This is a genomic window from Flavobacterium plurextorum (genome assembly GCF_024638035.1).
Lineage (GTDB): Bacteria > Bacteroidota > Bacteroidia > Flavobacteriales > Flavobacteriaceae > Flavobacterium > Flavobacterium plurextorum.
In genome coordinates, this window is record NZ_CP100442.1 from 464620 (window position 1) to 487786 (window position 23167).

Here is a 23167-nt window from a genome sequence, read left to right on the forward strand (position 1 = left end):
TAAGTTAAAAGAGTAGTCCCGGGCAGACTCGAACTGCCGACCCCTACATTATCAGTGTAGTACTCTAACCAGCTGAGCTACGAGACTCTGTTTTACTTAATTTTCATTTTTTTTAAATTAACAGCAAGAGTAATACAATCTCCAATTCAGAATCCTATAAATAATCATCTTGTTTCCTCAACGTGTGCAAGCACTAACATTTGAGGCTCTAGAAAGGAGGTGTTCCAGCCGCACCTTCCGGTACGGCTACCTTGTTACGACTTAGCCCTAGTTACCAGTTTTACCCTAGGCAGCTCCTTGCGGTCACCGACTTCAGGCACCCCCAGCTTCCATGGCTTGACGGGCGGTGTGTACAAGGCCCGGGAACGTATTCACCGGATCATGGCTGATATCCGATTACTAGCGATTCCAGCTTCACGGAGTCGAGTTGCAGACTCCGATCCGAACTGTGACCGGTTTTATAGATTCGCTCCTGGTCGCCCAGTGGCTGCTCTCTGTACCGGCCATTGTAGCACGTGTGTAGCCCAAGGCGTAAGGGCCGTGATGATTTGACGTCATCCCCACCTTCCTCACAGTTTGCACTGGCAGTCTTGTTAGAGTTCCCGACATGACTCGCTGGCAACTAACAACAGGGGTTGCGCTCGTTATAGGACTTAACCTGACACCTCACGGCACGAGCTGACGACAACCATGCAGCACCTTGTAAATTGTCTTGCGAAAGATCTGTTTCCAAACCGGTCAATCTACATTTAAGCCTTGGTAAGGTTCCTCGCGTATCATCGAATTAAACCACATGCTCCACCGCTTGTGCGGGCCCCCGTCAATTCCTTTGAGTTTCATTCTTGCGAACGTACTCCCCAGGTGGGATACTTATCACTTTCGCTTAGCCACTGAGATTGCTCCCAACAGCTAGTATCCATCGTTTACGGCGTGGACTACCAGGGTATCTAATCCTGTTCGCTCCCCACGCTTTCGTCCATCAGCGTCAATCAATTAGTAGTAACCTGCCTTCGCAATTGGTATTCCATGTAATCTCTAAGCATTTCACCGCTACACTACATATTCTAGTTACTTCCTAATAATTCAAGTTCAGCAGTATCAATGGCCGTTCCACCGTTGAGCGATGGGCTTTCACCACTGACTTACTAAACCGCCTACGGACCCTTTAAACCCAATGATTCCGGATAACGCTTGGATCCTCCGTATTACCGCGGCTGCTGGCACGGAGTTAGCCGATCCTTATTCTTACGATACCGTCAAGCTGCTTCACGAAGCAGTGTTTCTTCTCGTACAAAAGCAGTTTACAATCCATAGGACCGTCATCCTGCACGCGGCATGGCTGGATCAGGCTTGCGCCCATTGTCCAATATTCCTCACTGCTGCCTCCCGTAGGAGTCTGGTCCGTGTCTCAGTACCAGTGTGGGGGATCTCCCTCTCAGGACCCCTACCCATCGTTGCCTTGGTAAGCCGTTACCTTACCAACTAGCTAATGGGACGCATGCTCATCTTTTACCGTTGTGACTTTAATAGTACTACCATGCGGTAGAGCTATACTATGAGGTATTAATCCAAATTTCTCTGGGCTATCCCTCTGTAAAAGGTAGATTGCATACGCGTTACGCACCCGTGCGCCGGTCTCTATATCCGAAGACATATACCCCTCGACTTGCATGTGTTAAGCCTGCCGCTAGCGTTCATCCTGAGCCAGGATCAAACTCTTCATCGTATATTTTAATATTATATTGTGATGAATTATCTATCGGTTCTTTTCGAATCTTACGATTCTATTACTCTTATTCTTTTGTTTTGAAATCTCTTTCAAAACGGCTGTCAATTCAATATGTCTACGAACGTGTATTTCTTTATTTTCTTCGCCTTAATTTGTTTCTCAAAGCGGGTGCAAAACTAAAAATTTATTTTGTTTCCTGCAAGAAAAATTTAAAAAATTTTGAAACTTTTTTTTCGTCTCATTTTCTCATTTTCCCTGCCAGTCTTTCAAATAACTTTCCGCATTTTGCGGGGTGCAAATGTAATATCCGTTTTCCATTCTCACAAGCTTTTCGCAATATTTTTTTGAAAATTTCTTCTCTGCTTATCTGCCTTGCTTGTCAGTATTTCGGTGAACGTTTATCGCTGTTGCGGGTGCAAAAGTACACAACAATTCCACTTAAACAAGCCTTTTTTGAAAGTTTTTTTATTCTTTTTTTACTTTATTTCTTAACTAACTGATAACGGATTCTTTACAAAACAGCTTTTCGTAATCTATTGTAAGGGTTTTCTCCGTTACAGTGCCGTTTCTTTATTTTCTGCGCTTTTAAGCCCCCTGCTTTTGCAGAGTTTTCAGCGTTTTTCTTATTCTGTAGTGAAGAATCTAAGATTTACAATCTCTTTTTAAAGCTTATTTGATCTTTAAAAGAACTTATTTCTTCTTTTCCTCCTTTAATAGCTCATTCTCCAGCCCCGCTATTCGTTTCAATCTTTTATTTTGAGGTTCAAAATAAAAGATTGAAACGAATAGCGGGAAAAAGCTGCCAAAAAATACAAAACCTAAATATCTTTTGACCGCTCTCCCTTTTTTACTCTTATATAGTATAGCAGCATTTTACTCTTATATATATGTATAAAAAACAAACCCGACAGGTTCTGAGAACCTATCGGGTTTGTTTTCTTTTTAAGTCGCTTAGAAATTAATCATAACGAATAGCTTTTACAGGCGAAATTTTTGTTATCAGATACGAAGGCACTATTAAGACCAGGAAACAAACTGAGATCGTCAACAAATTCAATAATGCGATATATCCCCAATTTAAATACACTGGTGCTTGATTCACATAATAGTTTTCAGGATTAAGCTGAACAACACCAAACTGCTGTTGTATTAACAACAACGCAATTCCAATAAGATTACCCCAAAACAATCCTCTCACTATTAAGTAAAATGCATTATACAGAAAAACTCTTCGAACGACCCAATTATTAGCACCTAACGCTTTTAAAATTCCAATCATTTGCGTACGCTCTAAAATAAGAACCAACAATGCCACAACCATATTTATAGTCGCCACCAAAATCATTATACCAAGAATAACAATTATATTAAAATCGAACAATTGAAGCCAATCAAAAATGTAACTGTATTTATCGGTTATTGTTTTTGCGTCTAAGTTTGGCGGTATTTGTTCATAGACTTGATTCCCGACTTCCTTAATTTCACTAAAGTTTTTTACAAATACTTCAAATGCTCCTATTTGATCAGGTGCCCATTTATTGATTCGCTGAATATGCCTAATATCTCCTAATATATATGTAGCATCAAAATCCTGAAATCCCGAAGTAAATATACCTACAATTTTAAATCGACGACTGTTTGGCAGTTTCCCCTCTTCCTCTTTTATAAAAAAGGTATTAAAACTATCTCCTAATTTTAAATTAAGCCGATTAGCCAAAAACTTTGATATAATAACATCTTCATTCAATGTTTTTGAAAAATCCGGCAAATGCCCTTCAACCAAATATTCCTTTAGGTTTTCCCATTTATAATCTGCTCCAACACCTTTAAAGATAATCCCTTCAAAAGCATTTTCTGTTCTAATAATTCCAGCTTTACTAGCTATAGCTTGAATATGACTTACCTCTGGAATGGATTTAAAACTTGGATAAAAACTCTGAGTCTTTAAAATTGGAGTTAAAGTTGCTTCAGAATTATTATTATCTAAATTAGAAATAATTATCTGTCCATTAAACATTGAAACCTTTTCACGTATCTTTTGCTGTAAACCAATTCCAGTCGCTACAGAAATAATCATCATAATCATTCCAATTGCAATGGCAGAAATAGCAATCTTAATAATAGGCGCTGATATACTGCTTTTATAATCTTTGGCAGTTATAAGTCGTTTGGCTATAAAATATTCTAAATTCAATTTATCAGTTCGTATTTAAACGTTTATTTTTTCTCTTATTCTAATTATTCAAAAATACGTCTAAAAAAACGAAAATGAATAATTCAAAAACACTAAAACAGTGTTCTACTCTTTACAGCGGAAGTTTTTTCTTCATTTCCTCTACAATATTGTAGGCCGCTGGACAAATCGCAACATTTTTCAATGTCAGATCTGAGATTTGATGAAACTTTTTACGATCTGTATGTGGAAATTCTCTACATGCTTTTGGCCTAACATCATATATCATACAATAATTCTCATTATCCAAAAAAGTACAAGGAACGCTTTTCAACACATAATCTTTATCTTCATCAATTCGAAGGTACTGATCAATAAACTGCTGCGGCTTTTGCCTAAATGATTTCGAGATTCTTTCAATATCAGCCAAAGTAAATAATGGACCCGTTGTTTTACAACAATTAGCACATTGCAAACAGTCCGTTTTTTTAAACTCAGCATCATGCAAATCCTGCATTACATAATCTAAATTCTTTGGCTGCTTCTTTTTAAGCTTATCGAAATACTTTTTGTTTTCGATATGCTTATCTTTGGCTAACTTATTTAAGTTATTTAAAATTTGTTTCAAGTTTAAAATTTAAAGTTGATCGGCAAAATTAAACAACTTTAAACTTGAAACCTCAAACTTTGAACTAAAATACAATGAAAGATCTTTTTGGGAAAGCGATCTACGATTTCCAAACCAATAATTCTCCGGAAGATATTATAACTGAAACTTCAATTTCTGAAGAAGACGAAATGAGCATTGAATATTTATTCCGTTCTTATAACGAAATGCCAAAACTAGAACAAAAAGCATTACAATTAGCTTATGGAAAAACGCTAGATGTAGGCTGCGGCGCTGGGAGTCATAGTTTATCATTGCAAAATGACCGCAATTTAGATGTTACTTCTATCGATATCTCAGAAAAAGCAATTGAAACTTGTAAATTACGCGGGTTAAAAAATGCTCATGTTCAAAATATTTTAGATTTTGAAGGAGAAAAATTTGATACGATTATTTTATTAATGAATGGAACTGGTATTTTTGGAAAATTAGAAAATTGCAATAATTACCTAAACAAGTTAAAATCTCTCTTAAATCCGTCTGGACAGATTTTACTTGACAGCTCAGACATTATATATATGTTTGACGAAGATGAGGACGGAGGAAAATGGATTCCTTCAAATAATGATTATTATGGAGAACTGACTTTTAACATATCGTACAAAGGAGAAAAAGAAGACACTTTTGATTGGCTGTATTTAGATTACAACACGCTTCAGAATGCTGCCAATGCAAATGGACTAAAATGCGAATTAGTTTTGGAAGGAGATCACTATGATTATTTAGCCAAACTTACTCTATAACTTAAAAGATTTTGACCAATGGAAAATTTAGATCTAGAAAAATTAAAATATCCTATAGGTAAATTTACAATTCCCGACACTTATACATCTGAATATATTTCTCATAAAATTGAGGAAATTGCAACTTTTCCTGAAAGATTAAAACAAGAAACGATTCACTTAAATGACGAACAGCTAAATACGCCATATCGACCTGAAGGATGGACTGTTCGTCAAGTAATTCATCATTGTGCAGAAAGCCATATGAATTGCTATATTAGAATCAAATGGGCTTTAACCGAAAATAACCCTGTTATAAAAGCTTATGATGAAACGCTGTGGTCTGATCTGCCCGACAGCAAAATGATGCCGATCGAATCATCATTAAATTTATTACAGGCACTGCACTACAGATTAACATACATCATGAAAAATTTATCAGAACTTGATCTTGAAAAATCCTTCATTCATCCTGAAAACAATTCTGAATATAGGATCAAGCAAATTATTGGAATGTATGCCTGGCACGGGAACCATCATTTAAACCATATCATAGCATTGAAAAAATACAAAGACTGGAATTAAGTGATCGTTTATTTTTTCAATAGACGAACATTAATCATTCTAAAGCAAAAAAAAACTCTTCGTATGAAGAGTTTTTTTTGTTTATGGTATATTTAGATATTTATGCGTCTGTAATGAAACTCTCCATTTCGGATTATTCATAACATAATCTACAATAAGCGGTGTCATTTCTTCCTTCTTACTCCACTCTGGCTGCAAAAATAGGATTGCATTATCATTTACCAGCTCCGCTTGTTCTTCGGCGAAGATAAAATCATGCTTATTATAAATAATCACCTTTAGCTCATGTGCATTATCATAAACATCTTGAGTGGGCAGTTTATTCTTTTTTGGCGAAAGACAAATCCAATCCCAAGTTCCCGATAATGGATATGCTCCTGAAGTTTCAATATGAACTCTAAGATTTTTTTCTTTCAGTTTACTCGTCAACAATGTCATATCCCAAGTTAAAGGCTCTCCACCCGTTACAACAACAGTGTTTGCGTATGTAGCAGCATTATTAACAATTACATCGATACTTGTTGGCGGATGCAATTCTGCATTCCAACTTTCTTTCACATCACACCAATGACACCCAACATCACAACCTCCAATTCTAATGAAGTAAGCAGCAGTACCTGTATGAAATCCTTCGCCTTGAATGGTATAAAATTCTTCCATCAAAGGCAGCATTGCACCTTTATTTACTTCTAATTGTATTTCTTTTGATAACATTATTATAATTTAAAGTGCAAAGATAGTCAATTAAATACGGAACAAAAAAACCCGATAGTTCACTTTGAACTATCGGGTTTTATAAATTAGTTTAAAACTATATTATTTTAAAGCTTTCACTGATTGTGAAGCATAAGCATTTGCAGGATCTAAAACTAAAGTTTTATTAAAACACTCAACTGCTTTTACTTTATCAGTATTAGCATAAACTGCACCAATACTATTGTAAGCCTCAATCATTTTTTTCACTGTAGCAGGTTTTGCTAATTCTTCAGCTCCTTTTGCAGTTGTTCTTGTGATATATTCTTCGTAGTTTTTGATAACTAAATCATCTTTCTCTAACAAGTTGTTGATTCTTCCTTTGTATAGGTAAGCTTCATCATAAGTTGGAGAAGCAACTAAAATTCTATCAAAAGCTTCTTCAGCTTTAGCTAATTGAGCAACATCAGCAGCACCATTAGTTTTATTTGCGTTTGCATAGTAAACTGAAATACCGTAGTACACATTATCATCTAAATAATTTTTAGATTCTTTATTAGTAGCACCGAATTCAAAAACAGCAGCTGCTTGTGCAAATTGTTTTTTACCAAACAATCCTTTTCCTAATTCATTAAGTTCTTCAACTACTAATGGCTCTAATTCAACTGCTTTTTTAATATCAGCAATACCAGCATCAAATGAAGCCTGATCTACTGCACCTTCAGCGTTTGTTCCTTTTTTAATTTTAGACAAACCTAAGTACATATAATCACTTCCAATTACTTTATTAGTAGGAACTTTAACGTAATCTTCTAGAGATTTAATCGCTACATCAACGTTTCCGTTTTCATAAGCAGCATAACCTAAATATCTAAAAATTCTAGGGTTTACTTTATCTTCAGCAATCATTTTATTTGCAACAGTTTCTAAGCTTTTATAATCTTTTACCAAGATTAAGAAATCTGCATGACGCATTTTAGAATCTAAAGAATAATCTGTTAAGCTTAAGTATTTCTCATAGTTTGTGATTGCATGCTGTAAGTTAACTTTTGCTGTTGAAGGTTTATTTCTTCCCCATTTGTAGTAAGTCTCCGCTAACTCTCTATAAACTGGACCATAGTTTGGATTCAAAGCAATAACTTCATTAAAAGATTTAATTGCTTCATCATATGATTTTGCACCTTTTAACAAAACTCCTAATTGCATTTTAGCTCTCAAAAGTGTAGGATCTGCTGTAAAAGCATCACGGTAAGCTTTGTAAGCCTCGTTTTGATTATTAGCTCCGTAATAAGCATCACCAATAGCCAAAAGTGCATTTGCATTTTGAGGCTCAATTAACAACGCTTTTTTCAAACTAGCTACAGCATTTGTATAATCAGGATTAACTGAATTAGTATATGCTTTACCTATGTAGATAAATTCATCTACATCTTTACGTTTCATATCTTTAGTAGCCAAAGCAAAATTAGCTTGAGCTCCAGCAACATTCTTATTATCTAGTTCTAATTGCCCTAAACCAATATAGTTTAAGTTTTTCTTATCTGATGCTTCGATTCCTTTTGAATAATAAATTTTAGCAGAATCAGCAATTCCTTGATTTAAGTATACGTTTCCTAAAACGAAATCCGCTTCACCATCAGACGGCTTATCCTTGATAATTGATTTAAGCAATGATTTTGCTTTTTGAAATTGCTCAGCATCAACTGCCTTCTTAGCTTCTTTAACATCTTGCGCCTTTACAACTGAAGCTGACGCAACAAATGCAAGACTGAAAATTTTAAATTTATTCATCTTTAGTGTAATTAATTTATTCGTTATCTTTTAAAAGTTCTTTTCTAATTTGAAGTTTTCTACCAGGTGTTTTTATTGGTAATAAACCTGATTTTAAAACTATTCGTTGTCCAATATCTCCGGCAATAAATGAACCAAAGCCCATTCCTAAACCATTATACCCTTGACAATTTATAATAAACAATTCACGTGCCAAAGGATACTTTACCTCCGCAAGATCATTTTGTGTTGGACTATAATACTTATCATCTTTTAGTCCTTTAACACTTAAAACATTAATTTTTTTCACAATTTCAACCAAATTTGGAGATGGCTGTGACAACCAATTAACTCCAACCACACCAATCATTCCGCTATTTTCAGAAACAAACTTAATTACTTCTTCATTTGTTTTGAATGAAAAAACGTTTTGCGATGGGACATTTTTTACTTTAGCCAATTCTTTCATAAATCGAACTGTACTAGAATTTGGATTATCAAATACAAGACCTTTAATTCCTGTATTAGAATTACCCTGCATAAAATCGATTACCGTTTTCAACGCAATTAATGTATCATTATTGCTTTTGCTCGAAATTAAAGCAATTGCATCTACCGCAAACGGAGTTACACGAGGTTTTATTTTACTTTTTTCAAATCTTGTAAGTTCCTCTTGAGACAAATTTCTAGCTGTTACTGCGACTTTAGTCTTCTGATTTAACAAATCATTTATTATCTCTGCTTCAGATTCTGGCTTAACATTAATTTTAGCACCATAATAAGTTCCTTCAAAAACAGCCACCTGATCATCAACGATTGGTTTTATAGTTTCGTCTACTGCAATATCCAACGACCCTTTCAAAATTGTTTCTTTATCAGATTCATTCTTGCTTTTTTGGTTACACATGGCAAACAAAAAAACAAAAACTATCAGACCTAAAAACTTACTATATTTCAGCATAATTATTCTGCATTTGAATTAATTAATCTTAAAAAACGTATTGCTGAATAAACAATAAGCAATCCGCCAAAAGCATATCTGTATTTTGGTTCCATGTCTAGCGGAAGTTTTTTCCAAAACATAATCATTAAACCAAGCACAAGATATATTAAAAAAAACAGTATTCCTAAAACAAGAAGAAATCGCTCTTTGAGCGATTTCTTCTGAATATTATTAAGCATATCTTTTAACATTATTCTGCAGATTGAATAGTAATAGGCAGAGAGTAAAGAACCCTAACTTTTTTACCATTTTGCTCGCCAGGAGTCCATTTTGGACATTTTTTAAGAACACGAATTGCTTCTGCTCCTGTACCGTAACCGATATCCCTTAAAACTTTAATGTCGGTCAATGAACCGTCTTTTTCAACTACAAAAGTAACGTAAACTTTACCTTTTAAACCTTCTTCTTCTGGAGTTTTATAATTGTTTCCTACGAATTTGTAGAATTTCTCCATCCCTCCAGGGAAATCAGGTTTTACTTCAATACCAGCTGTATTATATACACTGTTATCTTCTTCTACTACCTGAGAAACTGGACCTTTACCTACTGGCTCATCAACAGTTAAAACTGCATCTGGATCACCTTTAATAGTTTCTGCTCCAACTTTTTTATCCTTCAGTTCCTCAATTTTTGGAGGATCTTCAGTTACTTCATTCGCTTTAGCAACAACCGGTTTCACAAACTTCACTTGATCCACTTTTGGCGGCGGCGGCGGTGGTGGCGGTTCATTTGGTTTCACCTCTTCTTTTTTCTTAGGAGGTAATTTTACTGTTGCAATTTTAATATCTGTATTCGCATCTTCTGCACTAGAATCTGGCAAAAAGCTAGCAATAAGAGGAGCTGCTACAGCTAAACTAAAGATAACAGAACCTATGATAAGTGCTTTTACCGTAGTTTTACTGTTCGCTTTTCTTAACTCATATGCACCATATATCTTATTACGTCCTTCGAATACGATATCAAGCCACTGATTTTTTATAATATCTAATTTCATTTTTCTTGATTATTAGGATGTTCAAACAAGACAACAATTATTGTTTATCTATCAATTTTGTTTCCTCTGGCGTAAACTCTGGAACAATAGCATAAGTATCAACTCCTGTAATAGCCATCTCATCTAACATATCAACCAAATTACGATAGTTTGATTTTTTAGTCGGTTTGATGATTACTATAATTCCATTTTTCGGTTTTCCTAAAGCTGCAGAATAAGCTAATACTTCTTTCTTTTGCTTTAATAATTCCCTACGAATACCATCTTTACCATATGCAATCTCTTTTGGACCAACTTTAGGAGTTGCCAATAATCCCATATAATAAACCATTTTATTGTTCTCACCTAACATTACAGTCATTGTACGATTTTCATCTACTTTAACAGGTGGTGTTTTATCATCCGGATCTTTATCTGGCAGAGACAAATCCATCGATTGAGGTTTTGACAACGATGTGGTTAGCATAAAGAATGTGATCAATAAGAATGCCAAATCCACCATTGCCGTTAAATCGACTTTTGAATTTTGCTTTTTACTTCTTACTTTACCACCTTTTCCGCCACCACCGTCGCCGGTATTTAATTCAGCCATTTTAGTGTATCTTTTTTAATTAAAAGTCTTTTCCTCTCATACCAGTAACTAAGTTAAAGGAATTGATTTTTTGATCTTGTAAAATATCCATAATCTTTTTGATTTTAGGATACTCTTCTTTTGCATCTCCTTTAATTGCAATCTGCAATTCTTTATCATCAAGATCAATTGCAGCTCTTCTTGAAACAAGAAGCCACTCTTTTAATTGATTGTCTAAAGAATCGATTGGAATTCCAGGTTGATTTGCTTTTACTCTATCAGAAGCTTTCATGTCGATGATTTGCTTTAAACTTGCTAAAGGAACACCAAAGTCATCCATCAAAGCAAATTTCTCTTTATCATCTTCTGAAAAAGTCACGCCTAATTTTGCGCCCATACCTTCAAGACTTCTTTTACGAAGTTCTCTTCCTTTGATATCAAAGAACACTTTGCTCTTTCCGTCTTCTCCTTTACCAATAGTAATAATTGCCAAATCAGCATCTGGTAATTTACTTTGTACAGTAGAAGAAGGCATATCAACAGGCAGTGCTTCAGGCACCTTAGCAGTAGCGGTCAAAATAAAGAACGTAAGCAAAAGGAACGCAACATCACACATGGCAGTCATATCTGTCGATGATGACTTTTTTTTCATTTTTATTTTAGCCATTCTCTTTTATTTTATTGTGAAATAATTAATTGTAATTATAGTAATAATTAAAAACTAATTATTGCTTCAAGCTTCCTCTGAATTTTCTGTAAGTGTTTACGATTGTAGTACCTGCCTCATCGATAGAGTAAGTTAAATCGTCAATTTTAGCTGTAAAGAAGTTGTAAGAAACAATTGCAAAGATAGAAGTCGAGATACCTGTTGCAGTGTTGATAAGTGCCTCAGAGATACCTGTTGCAAGAGCAGCTTGATCTGGAGTTCCAGCAGAAGCTAACGCACCAAACGCTTTAATCATACCAGATACAGTTCCTAATAATCCTCCTAAAGTTCCTAATGATACTAAAGTAGAGATGATAGTCATGTTTTTCTCTAACATTGGCATTTCTAATGAAGTTGCCTCTTCGATTTCTTTGTGGATTACTTCTGAAGCTTCTTCGCTGTTGAATCCTTCTTTTTTAACATCTTGATATTTAATCAAAGCAGATTTAATTGCATTTGCAACTGAACCTTGTTGTTTGTCACATGAAGCGATAGCAGCCTCGATGTTTCCTTCTTTAATACTTCCTTGAACGCTTTTCATAAATTTATCTAAGTTAGCTTTTCCAGCTGCTTTACCGATAACAATGAATCTTTCAATAGAAAAAACAACAACCATTAAAAGCATACCTAATAATACTGGTACAATGAAACCTCCTTTGTATACCATACCTAGAGTATTGATTGGGTGACCTGTCTCTGGGTTACCTCCCTCGAAGTTAGCTGGGCTACCCATGATTACTTTCCAAATAAACACCCCAACTAAAATACACGCTACAATAATGATTCCAGTAATCATTCCTCCTCCGTTTGAAGTGCTTTCTTTTTTAACTTTAACGTTTGCCATTTTTTTTAATTTTAATAGTTTTAAATAATTTTTATTTTTTAGTTATATTTAACTTGTAGAGGAGCAAATTTATATTTTTAGTTTAAATAAAAAAACTTTTTTTAATTTTATTGAAGCAAATTTAACGTCAAAACAAAAAATATCGCATTAATTTGCAGGCATTGTTTTTATGATAAAACAAAAAAAAGGGCGAATTATAAAAAAATTACAACGTTTTAGTAAATATTCAAACATTCCTTTAAAATCTTCTTAAAAAACTGCGAAATTATTTTTTATGTACTTTTCAATCAAAAACCGCTTTTTCTTACTAAAAAAACAGCGTTTAAACTGTTAAAACACAAACAAAACCTTTATAATCATCTAAATTACAAATAAAAACATGAATAAAAAAGATAATTTCATTCAAGAAATAAATAACGGTTATTCAGCAAAAGGCGACACAATCACACTTGGCGGCGCCATTTTAGACGGAGAAGCCATTGCAGAAGCACACGTCAAAATTCCCTTAAAGACTTTAAATCGCCACGGACTTATAGCAGGTGCAACTGGAACAGGAAAAACTAAAACAATCCAGGTTTTCTCTGAACAGTTATCAAATGCAGGAATACCTGTTTTAATGATGGATATTAAAGGTGACTTCAGCGGTATTGCTAAAGAAGGAAAAGAAGAAGGTTTTATTACGGAACGTCACGCAAAAATAAATGTACCTTATAATGTAGCTGCATTTCCTGTTGAACTAATGTCATTGTCTAAGCAGGACGGAGTTCGTTTACGCGCTACGGTTTCTGAGTTTGGACCAGTTTTATTTTCAAGAATTTTAGATTTAAATGATACTCAAGCTGGAGTTGTTGCGGTAATCTTTAAATATTGCGATGATAACCAAATGCCTTTATTAGATTTAAAGGACATAAAAAAAGTAATCAATTACATTACAGAAGAAGGCAAAGATGAAATCGCAGCAAACTATGGCAAGATCTCAACAGCAACAACTGGAACAATTCTTCGCAAGATAATTGAGCTGGAACAGCAAGGCGGCGATATCTTTTTTGGCGAATTGTCTTTTGAAACTGACGATTTAATGCGAATTGACGAAAACGGCAAAGGCTACGTAAACATTATACGTTTAACAGATATTCAGGATAAACCAAAATTGTTCTCCACTTTCATGTTGAGTCTTTTAGCCGAAATCTATCAAAAAATGCCCGAAAAAGGAGATTCTGACCAACCTGAATTAGTAATTTTTATTGATGAAGCACATTTAATTTTCAATGAAGCCAGCAAAGCACTTCTAGAACAAATTGAAACTATTGTAAAATTAATCCGTTCCAAAGGTGTTGGTGTTTATTTTGTGACGCAAAACCCAATGGATGTCCCAAGCGGAGTTTTGGCACAATTAGGATTAAAGATTCAGCATGCACTTAGAGCTTTTACTGCAAATGATCGTCAAGCCATAAAAAAGACTGCCGACAATTATCCAACTTCTGAATACTATAAAACAGATGAGTTACTGACAAGTTTAGGAATTGGAGAAGCTTTAGTTACCGCTTTGAACGAAAAAGGTATTCCAACGCCGCTTGTTGCAACTATGATGCGTGCACCAATGAGCCGAATGGATGTACTATCTGCTGAGGAAATCGAAGAAATAAACAATAAATCTAAACTCGTTAAAAAATACAGTGAGGAAATTGACCGCGAAAGTGCCTACGAAATTCTAACTAAAAAAATTGAGGATGCAACGCAAGCTGCTGCCGAGCAAGAAGAGCAAACACCAACAAAATCTTCAAAAGCAGGACCAAGCACTACAGAAGTAGTTACAAAATCTGTTTTGAAAGTGGTAACAAGCGCTACCTTTATAAGAGGTGTTTTTGGAGTTTTGAGCAAAATCTTTAAAAAATAAAAACATTAAACCATATAAGTGATATAAGTTAATTTATAGGTCGAATTAATTGAGTACATAAAAAAGCAAACCCGACAGGTTTTTAAAACCTGTCGGGTTTACTATATGTAAAGTATTACATTAACTTATATTACTTATATGATTAAAAAAATTATTCGTTTTGTAACAACTCCAGAATTTTATTCTCAACCTCAGGAGTGTTCCAGATATTTTCGATATTATCAAGTTTTAAAACTTCTTCCATAATTCCGTTTTGAAAATCGCCTATTGCCAAAGCTTCGGCATAAGGACGATCACTAAAAGTAACTCGGCTGTAAAGCGGAATCCATTTTTCTGGATGTTTATCTGAAAAGACTTTTTCAATCTTCTTTTGCAATAAGAATTTTTCATCTGCCGTTTTTGTGCTCATTTCCATGAAATTTCGGTACGAAAGTTCTGCAATCGCATCAGCATTTGGTTTACGCGAGATTTGATATTCTGAGAAAATCTTTTTCCAGTCGTCTCCAAACTTCTCAATCATCTCATTCAAAACCGTAATATCTTCAAAACCGGCATTCATTCCTTGTCCGTAAAACGGAACAATAGCATGACAGGCATCTCCAATCAAAGCGATTTTATCTTCGTATGTCCACGGAAAACATTTCATGGTTACTAAAGTACTGGTTGGATTTTTAAAGAAATCATTTGCCAGTTCCGGAATTACTTCGATCGAATCTGGAAAGTTTTTCTCAAAGAAATCTTCTACCATTTTGCGATCTGTTAATGATGCAAATGAATTTTCACCTTCAAAAGGCATAAATAAAGTACAGGTAAAACTTCCGTCAAGATTAGGAAGCGCAATTAGCATATACTCTCCTCTTGGCCAAATATGAAAAGAATTTTTATCTAATTTATGTGTTCCATCAGCATTTGCTGGAATATTCAACTCCTTATAACCCATATTTAAAAATTCCTGCGAATAATTAAACATGCTCTGACGCTGCATTCTATGACGGATTCTCGAAAAAGCACCATCGGCACCAAAAACCATATCATATTTTCGTTCTTCCCACTCACCTCTTTCGCTTTCACCAATATGCAAAGTTGCATCACTCAGCGTTACATCCCATATTTTTTGCTCAAAATAAAATTCAGCTCCAGCATTTTCGGCCAAATCAATCATTTCGCGATTTAGTTTCCCTCTTGAAATCGAATAAATCGATTCGCCTTCTTGACCATAATTCTGAAAATTGAGTTTATCAACCAAATGAATCGCACGTTTGTCCATCGGAATTGCAATTTCTCGAACTGCATCACCAACACCAACTGCATCCAGCGCTTTCCAACCACGGTTAGACATTGCCAGATTAATAGAACGACCAGAGAAATTTATTTTGCGAATGTCAGGGCTTCGATCATAAACATGAACGGTGTGACCTGCTTTTTTAAGATAAATTGCCAACAGCGATCCGACAAGTCCAGAACCTACAACAGCAATTTTTAGTGAAGTTTGCATCAGGGAAAATCTAATATATAAGGCCGTAAAAATAAGTAATAATTGTACATAAGCTTTAAAATAAATGAATTATTTGCTCTTGAGCTGCTCATAAGAGTTTTGAAATCTTTTAATTTAAAAACTAGTCTATTCATTTAATTATATCGATTCTGAAGGAAACAGCAAAGACGATGTTTATTACAGTATAATTTTGGAGGAATGTAAAAACACAAAGCGTGATTATTTTGGGGAGTTTATTTAAATATATGGTAATAGAAAAAATCTTAATTTAGTCTGAGATTTTTAAAATGATAAATACCCTATAGACAAATCCCAAAATGCAATTATACTCAGAACATTATGTAAGTCAAAAAGCGGAAAGATTTGTCAATAAAATTTGGTGTTTGGATAACAGCATCGGTGAAAGCCTGATTGAGAACAAACTTGTTTTACCAAACGGTTGTTTTAATCTTGCATTTGTAACTGGAAATGTAATTGAGGTTCATACTAGTAAAAACAAATACGAGATGAGCGAAGGAATTTACTTTTGCTCGCAAATGACCAATAAGGTTTTAGTACATATTCAGCCTAAAACAAAAGTTACGATTGTTCAGCTTCATACTTGGGCACTTTCGATGTTTCCAAAATATGATTTAACTGATTCTGCCGATTCTATTGTCAAGATTAATGCAGAAGAATTGCCTTTTAAAGTTAAAACAAACTTTGATATTGACGGATTCTTAAACGTTTTAAACAATTATTTTGAAGAATTAGACGCTTTGCATCCTGACAAAAATGTCATTGAAAAAATATGCGAATTTGTAAAAAGCAAAGAAGAAGACATTTCGGTTTCGGCAATCAGTCAAGAGCTAAAATCTTCGCAGCGTTTATTACAAATTAAGTTTAAAATGGCAACGGGAATTACTATTAAAAAATACATTCAGATTTTGAAGTTCAGAAAATCAGTAGATCAAATGATAAATACTGATCTAGAAAAACTGAGTTTGACAGAAGTTGCACTTTATAATAAGTATTTTGATCAGTCGCATTTTATAAAAAAGTTTAAAGATGTAACTAAAACAACTCCTAAAATGTTTAAGCCAGATTCTTATTTTTTATCACAAAAAAGATAAGTTTTCGCATTTGTACAATTTTGTGCGCTTTGGTTTGAATTAATTTTGCCAAATCATTAATCATCAATCAATCACAAAATGAAAATCAAACGCACTTTATTTCAATTAAAAATTCTGTTAATTGGAATTTTACTTTTTCAAATCCAAATTGGACTTGCGCAGGAAGACAAAACCTCAAACTTGTACAAAACTATTATATCAAAAGACAGTCTTCTTTTTAATGTAGGTTTTAATACTTGCGATGTAAAACAGTTTGAAAATCTTTATACTGAAGATTTTGAGTTTTATCACGACAAAGACAGCATTTCGGATAAGGCTCGTTTTTTAAAAACTTTTAAAAATGGCATCTGTTCCCCAACAAGAAAATACAATTATCGAAGAGAATTAATTGACGGAAGTACTGAAGTTTATCCGTTGTTTAAAAATGGTATTTTATATGGCGCTATACAAATGGGTACGCATCGTTTTTATGAATATACGGCAGGAAACCCAGAAAAAGCAGGTAGCTTTGCCAAATTTACACATTTATGGCTGTTAAAAAATAAAGATTGGAAACTAGCAAGATCGTTGAGTTATAATCATCAAATGACAAGTTCTACAGCGGGTAAAACTAATATTTTTGACAATGAAGAGGAAACAGAAAAATGGCTCAAAGAAAATAATATTCCAGCTTTAGGAATTGGAATTATTACTGACGGAAAACTGAAACAGATTAAGGTTTTTGGAGAACTTAAAAAAGATGTTTCGGCGCCTTATAATACAATTTGGAATGTTGCTTCATTAACTAAACCTATCACTGCAATTGTGACTCTAAAATTAGTAAGTTCGGGTAAATGGGATTTAGATGAACCACTTTATAAATATTGGACGGATCCTGATATTGCAAAAGATCCCAACGCAAAACTATTAACTACAAGAATCATCTTAAGCCATCAAACGGGTTTTCCAAATTGGAGGTTTATGAACGAATCTGGCAAGCTGGATTTTAAATTTAACCCCGGAACTAAATATCAATATTCTGGTGAAGGATTAGAATATTTGCGAAAAGCTCTTGAAAAAAAGTTTCATAAAACACTGGATCAATTAGCGGATGAATTAATTTTTCAACCTCTAAAAATGACGGATACTCAACTAGTTTGGAATGATAAAATAGATCTTTCGAAGTATGCTATTGGTTATGATAATAAAGGAAACGCCTATGAACCAACCAAAAACAAAACAGCAAACGCTGCGGATGATTTATTAACGACTATTGAAGATTATGGAACGTTTTTATGCAGTGTAATAAATAGTGATGGATTGAGTAAAAAGGTCTTCGACGACATGACTTCACATCAGGTTGAAACGAAAAAAAACAAATACTTCGGACTTGGTTTTGAGATCTACGATTTAGGCAGTAATAATTATGCATTATCACATGGCGGTGCGGATAAAGGTGTTCAGACTATTTTTATTTTACTTCCAAAGACAAAACAGGGTTTAATCATTTTTACCAATGTTGACGATGGTTATAAAGTTTACGAGAAAATAGTGAATCATTATTTGGGTGAAATTGGTCAAAAAATAATCGACATTGAAACGAAGTAATGCTTAAACTCCTAGATATCATGATAAAACTACTTATTCTAATATTATTGCTTATAAGCAAAATCATATAATTAAAATCCTTTGAATGTAATTGCCCTCGTCTGATCCTAAATCTTTTTTTAACACTTGGAAACATAGATTTTCAGCCTGGAAAAAGAATACAAAAAGAAATACATTTATTTCACATAAGCATGCTATGTTCATTTCAAATAAGTAAAACGCCTTTTATGAGAATCCATAATCTATGTTTCTGTGTGGCAAATTTAATTACACTCAAAAGGTTAATTTAAATAAGTTCAAATTAATTAATGGAAGATAAAACGAATTGTTAGTTACGAGCATAAACCTCTAATAGCATCTTTATGTTTATGCTCAAAATTCGTCTTGATTTGAAATAAAATGAAAAAATATTGATTGATGTTGAAACCAAAATCCAAATCAATCGTCTAACCTTTTAACGGCATCTCTATTTTTCATAAAAACGTTGTAATTTAGACTCAACTTACTTAAATAAAAGCCGTTACAAAGTTTCAATCATCAATCAAAAACGAATTATTCATTAATCTTAACCATTATCGTTAATCATGAAACAATCAATCAAATCAATTGCAGTCTGCACTATGCTGCTTCTTTTTACTGTAAGCCTTTTTGCTCAAAATAAAGCACAGCAAATTGAACAGCTTCTAGCAAAATATAATGAGTATGGACAATTTAACGGTTCGGCTTTGGTAGCTGAAAACGGGAAAATAATCTTCAAAAAAGGTTTTGGTTCTGCTAATATGGAATGGAATATTCCAAATCAAACGGATACTAAATTTAGACTTGGTTCTATCAGTAAACAATTTACGGCACTTTTAATTGTAAAATTGGCCGAAGAAGGAAAAATAAAACTAGATGTTCCTATTACAACGTATTTACCAGATTACCCAAAAGCAAACGGCGACAAAATAACAATTCATCAGTTGCTTACGCATACCTCTGGAATTCCAAATTATACATCGCTTCCAAATTTCTTTAAAGATAAAAGCCGAAATCCCTATACTCCTGAAGAGTTTGTAAAAACGTTTTCTAGTCTTCCGCTTGATTTTACTCCTGGTGAAAAATTCAATTACAGTAATTCTGGTTATTTTTTATTGGGTTATATTATCGAGAAAATTTCGGGTAAAACTTACGAGCAGTATTTACAGGAAATTATTTTCACGCCTTTAAAAATGGTTAATTCTGGTTACGATCACAGCGATATTATTTTAAAAAACAGAGCTGCTGGTTACGAAAGGCAAGGAAAAGCAATTAGAAATGCGGCTTACCTTGATATGAGTCTTCCGTATGCAGCGGGATCTTTGTACTCAACTGTAGAAGATTTATTTTTATGGGATCAAGCGCTTTACACCAACAAACTGCTTACAGAAAAAAGCATGGAGTCTTTATTTAAACCTTATATTAAAGCTTGGAATGGTTTTTACGGATATGGATGGTCTACTTATGAAGTGCCAAATGGAGAGAACAGCAAATTAAACGTTGTTGAACATGGCGGTGGAATTAACGGATTTAACACCATTATTTCGCGTATTCCTGCTGATAAAAACTTGGTTGTTTTATTGAATAATACAGGAGGAACTGTTTTGGGCGAAATGAATACAGCTATTCGTGCTATTTTGTACAATCAGTCGTTTAATCAGCCTAAAAAATCGCTTGCACTTGATTTATTAGATATTTATAATGAAAAAGGCGCTGCAAATGGAACTGAAAATTATAAAAAACTAAAAAATGATCCTTCATATACTGTCAAGGAAGAAGATATGAATCGTGTTGGATATCAATTATTACAAACTGGAAAAAAGAAAGAAGCGATCGAAGTTTTTAAAATCAACACCGAAGTTTTCCCAAAATCAGGAAATGCTTATGATAGTTTAGGTGAGGCTTATTTAGCCGATGGCGATAAAAAAGCCGCAATTGCAAATTATAAAAAATCTGTAGAGCTTGACCCAACAAACGAAAATGGAAAGAAAATATTAGCAGATCTTTCGAAAAAATAGAGTTTTAAAAAAACCTTCCCATAAAAAAAGCATTTTTTATGGGAAGGTTTTTTTTTAGGTTCAAAGATGCAAAGGAACAAGGGTTCTTAACGCTCACAACTTGAAACTTGAAACTATTTTTGTTTTGGTTTCAAAACTAATTTTGTAGACGTTTTTATTATTTCGTCTTTATTCAGCTTCATTTTTCTAAACTTTCCTTCGTTGTACATTTCTGCTTGATCGCTGTAATGTTTACTAAATGGATTTCCTGATTGTCCTGTTGGCAAAATACTCCAGCTGTTTTCAATATCCGAAAAATCAACAATTCGTCTCGTTGATGGACCGCCTTTTACATAATATTTCCCTTCATTGTTTAAACCAAAAAATAAGTTATTAATTACTTCATTTGATCCCGGAGATCCAAAAGGACCAACATTAAATAAACCTCGAAGTGCAGCAATTTTACCAAGCGGATGTTCGTGTTCAACCGTATGTACTTTCTCCCATTGCCAATCGGCAACAGTATTTCCTAATTGCTTTTGAAGCGCGGCAACAGTCTCATGAAATGATTTTGCAACAATATCCTTTCTGGTTTCTTTTACATTTTTAGTTTTGACATTATCCCACCAAACTGAATTTTCATTTTTAATTTGATTGGCAATAACTTGTTTCCCTATCGAGATTCCTAAAAACAAATTAAAGTTATCCTCTCCCATTTCATCCTCAAAAGTATTCTTCAAATATAAATACACCCATTTATTATAGATCGTTGGCGCAGTATCTTCAAGATTTGTTGTTCCTTTCCAAGACTTTAAAACATTGACAGCTTCTTTTTCTTCATTCGAAATCGTATTAAGATCGATATTGGAAATTAGATTTTTAACCGTTTCAACCGCAACATCAGAAGTATTGTCATAAATCATTTTACTGATTGCTTCTTTGTCCCAATCCGATTTTGCATCCATTAATCCAGAAATTCTTTTGGCGCGGTCTTCTGGCAGATAATATCCTGGATACAAATAACCATCAATTGCTTCAGGCTGATTATTGGCCGAATAAACATATCCCCATTTTGGATTTTCGGCAGATGGATTCTTTGAAAAATCCAAATACTCGACAATATCCTCTTTTCCTGTTGAACCATCTAAAATTAAATGCGTATTCACACCTTTATTATGCTTATACAATTTTCCCGTTGCCCACCAAGCAACATTTCCTTTAGCATCACCATACATGACATTTAATCCCGGTGCTGCCACCAATTGAGTCGCTTTTCTAAACTCCTCTTTATTCTTTGCATGCGAAAGTCCATAAACAGCATCAAGAATCTGAATTGGCTGCTGCGTATACGTCCACAACATTGCAATTGGGTTTTTCTTATCCAAATGATCCAGTAAATCATTCATAACTGGTCCATGTCGGCTTGATTTTATTGTTAAAACAACATCCGAAGTATCTTTTACTTTAATCGTCTTTTTTCTAACTTCATAAGCTGCAAAACCTGTTGGCGTTTGATATTGATTTAAATCTCCTGTTTTGTTCTTTTCTTGATAAAAATCAATATCATCATTTTCAAACATAGTCAAACCATACGCATAATCACGATTGTGTGCCAATAACGGAAATGGAGTTCCTGCCAAATAACAGCCGTAAAGTTCATGTTTTGGCGTCACAATATGTGCTTCGTACCAAGTTGCAGGCTGTGAAAACCCAATATGCGGATCATTCGCAAAAATTACTTTTCCACTTTTCGTTTTATGCGGACCAGCAACCCAGCTGTTACTTCCTATAAATGGCGGAATTGGCGATTTGTCTAATAAAGCTGTTATAGATTTTGAAATCTCTGTATATTCTTCAATATTCTCTTTTGAACTCTTGATCTGCGTTGTATTGAATTCCCCTTCAATTCCTAAATCCTTCAAATAAGCGGCACCATATCTATTGCGAATATCTGTCAATAATGGATCTGTTTTTTGAGCCATTGCAAAACTAAAAGACATATATCCAAAAATATTATACACATCATTTATGGTGAATTTTTGCTTTTTAACACCAACAAGAGTAAATTCAATTGGTGTAGTTCCTTCCTCCAAGTATTGATTAATTCCATCTAAGTATGCTTGCGTTAATTTATAACTCGCACTATTCTTGTCTAATTTTGAAATGGCTTTCGCCGACGCTTCTTCAATACCAATTCCAGCAAAAAACTTATCATTTTTGAGTGTAACAGTTCCGAAGATTTCTGATAACCTGCCCGGAGCAATTCTGCGAAGCAATTCCATCTGCCACAATCTTTCCTGTGCATGAACATATCCAAGAGCAGTCATTGCATCTTCTTCAGAATCGGCATAAATATGAGGAACGCCGTATTCGTCAAAATAAACAGTCGTTTCCTTTTGAAGGTTTTTCAATTGCAATTCACCTTCATATTTGGGTTTTAAATGAAAAATATAGGCACATAAACCTATTCCAATTACAACAACAAGTACTAATAAAACCAACAGAAATTTTTTAAATCTTCTCATATTTCGTAAAAAGTATAAATAAATAAGGTTTATAAAATGATGTAACCAAAAAGCAGAATAATGTAAAATTCATTCCCTT

At 34.0% G+C, this 23167-nt stretch carries 18 protein-coding genes, 1 tRNA gene and 1 rRNA gene; 6 read left to right on the forward strand and 14 right to left on the reverse strand.

The window, feature by feature from the left end:
- Positions 1-13 precede the first annotated feature (13 nt).
- The 4 genes from NLG42_RS02275 to NLG42_RS02290 all read right to left on the reverse strand — a co-directional run bounded on the left by NLG42_RS02275 (position 14) and on the right by NLG42_RS02290 (position 4530).
- A tRNA-Ile gene (locus NLG42_RS02275) sits at positions 14-87 on the reverse strand.
- A gap of 125 nt (positions 88-212) precedes the next feature.
- Positions 213-1726: ribosomal RNA gene (locus NLG42_RS02280) — 16S ribosomal RNA — on the reverse strand.
- Between the two features lie 961 nt (positions 1727-2687).
- Positions 2688-3923: an ABC transporter permease gene (locus NLG42_RS02285; protein WP_099718105.1), complete on the reverse strand. Its 1236-nt coding sequence runs from the start codon at positions 3921-3923 to the stop codon at positions 2688-2690.
- A 112-nt stretch (positions 3924-4035) separates the two neighbouring features.
- Complete coding sequence (locus NLG42_RS02290; protein WP_089054237.1) at positions 4036-4530, reverse strand: YkgJ family cysteine cluster protein; 495 nt, start codon at positions 4528-4530, stop codon at positions 4036-4038.
- 74 nt (positions 4531-4604) lie between these two features.
- Here NLG42_RS02290 and NLG42_RS02295 point away from each other — a divergent pair, with 74 nt between their 5' ends.
- Together NLG42_RS02295 and NLG42_RS02300 are read left to right on the forward strand one after the other, a co-directional pair.
- Entirely contained in the window at positions 4605-5312 is a 708-nt protein-coding gene (locus NLG42_RS02295) for a class I SAM-dependent methyltransferase (protein WP_089058494.1), read from the forward strand.
- An 18-nt stretch (positions 5313-5330) separates the two neighbouring features.
- A complete protein-coding gene (locus tag NLG42_RS02300; RefSeq protein WP_257682891.1) occupies positions 5331-5876 on the forward strand; it encodes a YfiT family bacillithiol transferase in 546 nt (181 codons plus the stop codon).
- Positions 5877-5957: 81 nt separating this feature from the next.
- On the opposite strand, the gene NLG42_RS02305 is transcribed toward NLG42_RS02300, so the two are convergent.
- The 8 genes from NLG42_RS02305 to NLG42_RS02340 all read right to left on the reverse strand — a co-directional run bounded on the left by NLG42_RS02305 (position 5958) and on the right by NLG42_RS02340 (position 12457).
- On the reverse strand, positions 5958-6590 hold the full coding sequence (locus tag NLG42_RS02305; protein WP_089058492.1) for a 7-carboxy-7-deazaguanine synthase QueE: 633 nt from the start codon (positions 6588-6590) through the stop codon (positions 5958-5960).
- Positions 6591-6692: 102 nt separating this feature from the next.
- Positions 6693-8360, reverse strand: a complete 1668-nt coding sequence (locus NLG42_RS02310; RefSeq protein ID WP_099718103.1) for a tetratricopeptide repeat protein — start codon at positions 8358-8360, stop codon at positions 6693-6695.
- 16 nt (positions 8361-8376) lie between these two features.
- Entirely contained in the window at positions 8377-9300 is a 924-nt protein-coding gene (locus NLG42_RS02315) for a PstS family phosphate ABC transporter substrate-binding protein (protein WP_099718102.1), read from the reverse strand.
- Between the two features lie 2 nt (positions 9301-9302).
- On the reverse strand, positions 9303-9533 hold the full coding sequence (locus tag NLG42_RS02320; RefSeq protein ID WP_026983456.1) for a hypothetical protein: 231 nt from the start codon (positions 9531-9533) through the stop codon (positions 9303-9305).
- Positions 9533-10336 carry an energy transducer TonB gene (locus tag NLG42_RS02325; RefSeq protein ID WP_099718101.1) on the reverse strand — a complete coding sequence of 268 codons (804 nt, stop codon included), beginning with the start codon at positions 10334-10336 and terminating at the stop codon, positions 9533-9535. The genes NLG42_RS02320 and NLG42_RS02325 overlap by 1 nt, the downstream gene beginning before the upstream one ends.
- A 37-nt stretch (positions 10337-10373) precedes the next feature.
- Entirely contained in the window at positions 10374-10928 is a 555-nt protein-coding gene (locus NLG42_RS02330) for an ExbD/TolR family protein (protein WP_099718100.1), read from the reverse strand.
- A gap of 19 nt (positions 10929-10947) precedes the next feature.
- On the reverse strand, positions 10948-11574 hold the full coding sequence (locus NLG42_RS02335; RefSeq protein WP_099718099.1) for an ExbD/TolR family protein: 627 nt from the start codon (positions 11572-11574) through the stop codon (positions 10948-10950).
- A gap of 58 nt (positions 11575-11632) precedes the next feature.
- The gene (locus NLG42_RS02340; RefSeq protein ID WP_089054247.1) at positions 11633-12457 is read right to left on the reverse strand and encodes a MotA/TolQ/ExbB proton channel family protein; all 825 of its coding nucleotides are present in this window, start codon (positions 12455-12457) and stop codon (positions 11633-11635) included.
- 379 nt (positions 12458-12836) lie between these two features.
- On the opposite strand from NLG42_RS02340, the gene NLG42_RS02345 reads away from it, so the two are divergent.
- Entirely contained in the window at positions 12837-14354 is a 1518-nt protein-coding gene (locus tag NLG42_RS02345; RefSeq protein ID WP_257682892.1) for a DUF853 domain-containing protein, read from the forward strand.
- A gap of 151 nt (positions 14355-14505) precedes the next feature.
- On the opposite strand, the gene NLG42_RS02350 is transcribed toward NLG42_RS02345, so the two are convergent.
- A complete protein-coding gene (locus NLG42_RS02350; RefSeq protein ID WP_089058485.1) occupies positions 14506-15849 on the reverse strand; it encodes an FAD-dependent oxidoreductase in 1344 nt (447 codons plus the stop codon).
- Between the two features lie 317 nt (positions 15850-16166).
- Here NLG42_RS02350 and NLG42_RS02355 point away from each other — a divergent pair, with 317 nt between their 5' ends.
- From NLG42_RS02355 to NLG42_RS02365, 3 genes are all read left to right on the forward strand, one after another.
- The gene (locus NLG42_RS02355) at positions 16167-16961 is read left to right on the forward strand and encodes a helix-turn-helix domain-containing protein (protein WP_257682893.1); all 795 of its coding nucleotides are present in this window, start codon (positions 16167-16169) and stop codon (positions 16959-16961) included.
- Positions 16962-17039: 78 nt separating this feature from the next.
- Positions 17040-18548 carry a class A beta-lactamase-related serine hydrolase gene (locus NLG42_RS02360; protein WP_257682894.1) on the forward strand — a complete coding sequence of 503 codons (1509 nt, stop codon included), beginning with the start codon at positions 17040-17042 and terminating at the stop codon, positions 18546-18548.
- Between the two features lie 584 nt (positions 18549-19132).
- Positions 19133-20584, forward strand: coding sequence for a serine hydrolase (locus tag NLG42_RS02365; RefSeq protein WP_257682895.1), 1452 nt, complete (start codon positions 19133-19135; stop codon positions 20582-20584).
- 113 nt (positions 20585-20697) lie between these two features.
- Here the strand turns inward: NLG42_RS02365 and NLG42_RS02370 are convergent, their stop codons facing one another.
- Positions 20698-23088, reverse strand: coding sequence for a penicillin acylase family protein (locus NLG42_RS02370; RefSeq protein WP_257682896.1), 2391 nt, complete (start codon positions 23086-23088; stop codon positions 20698-20700).
- Positions 23089-23167 lie beyond the last annotated feature (79 nt).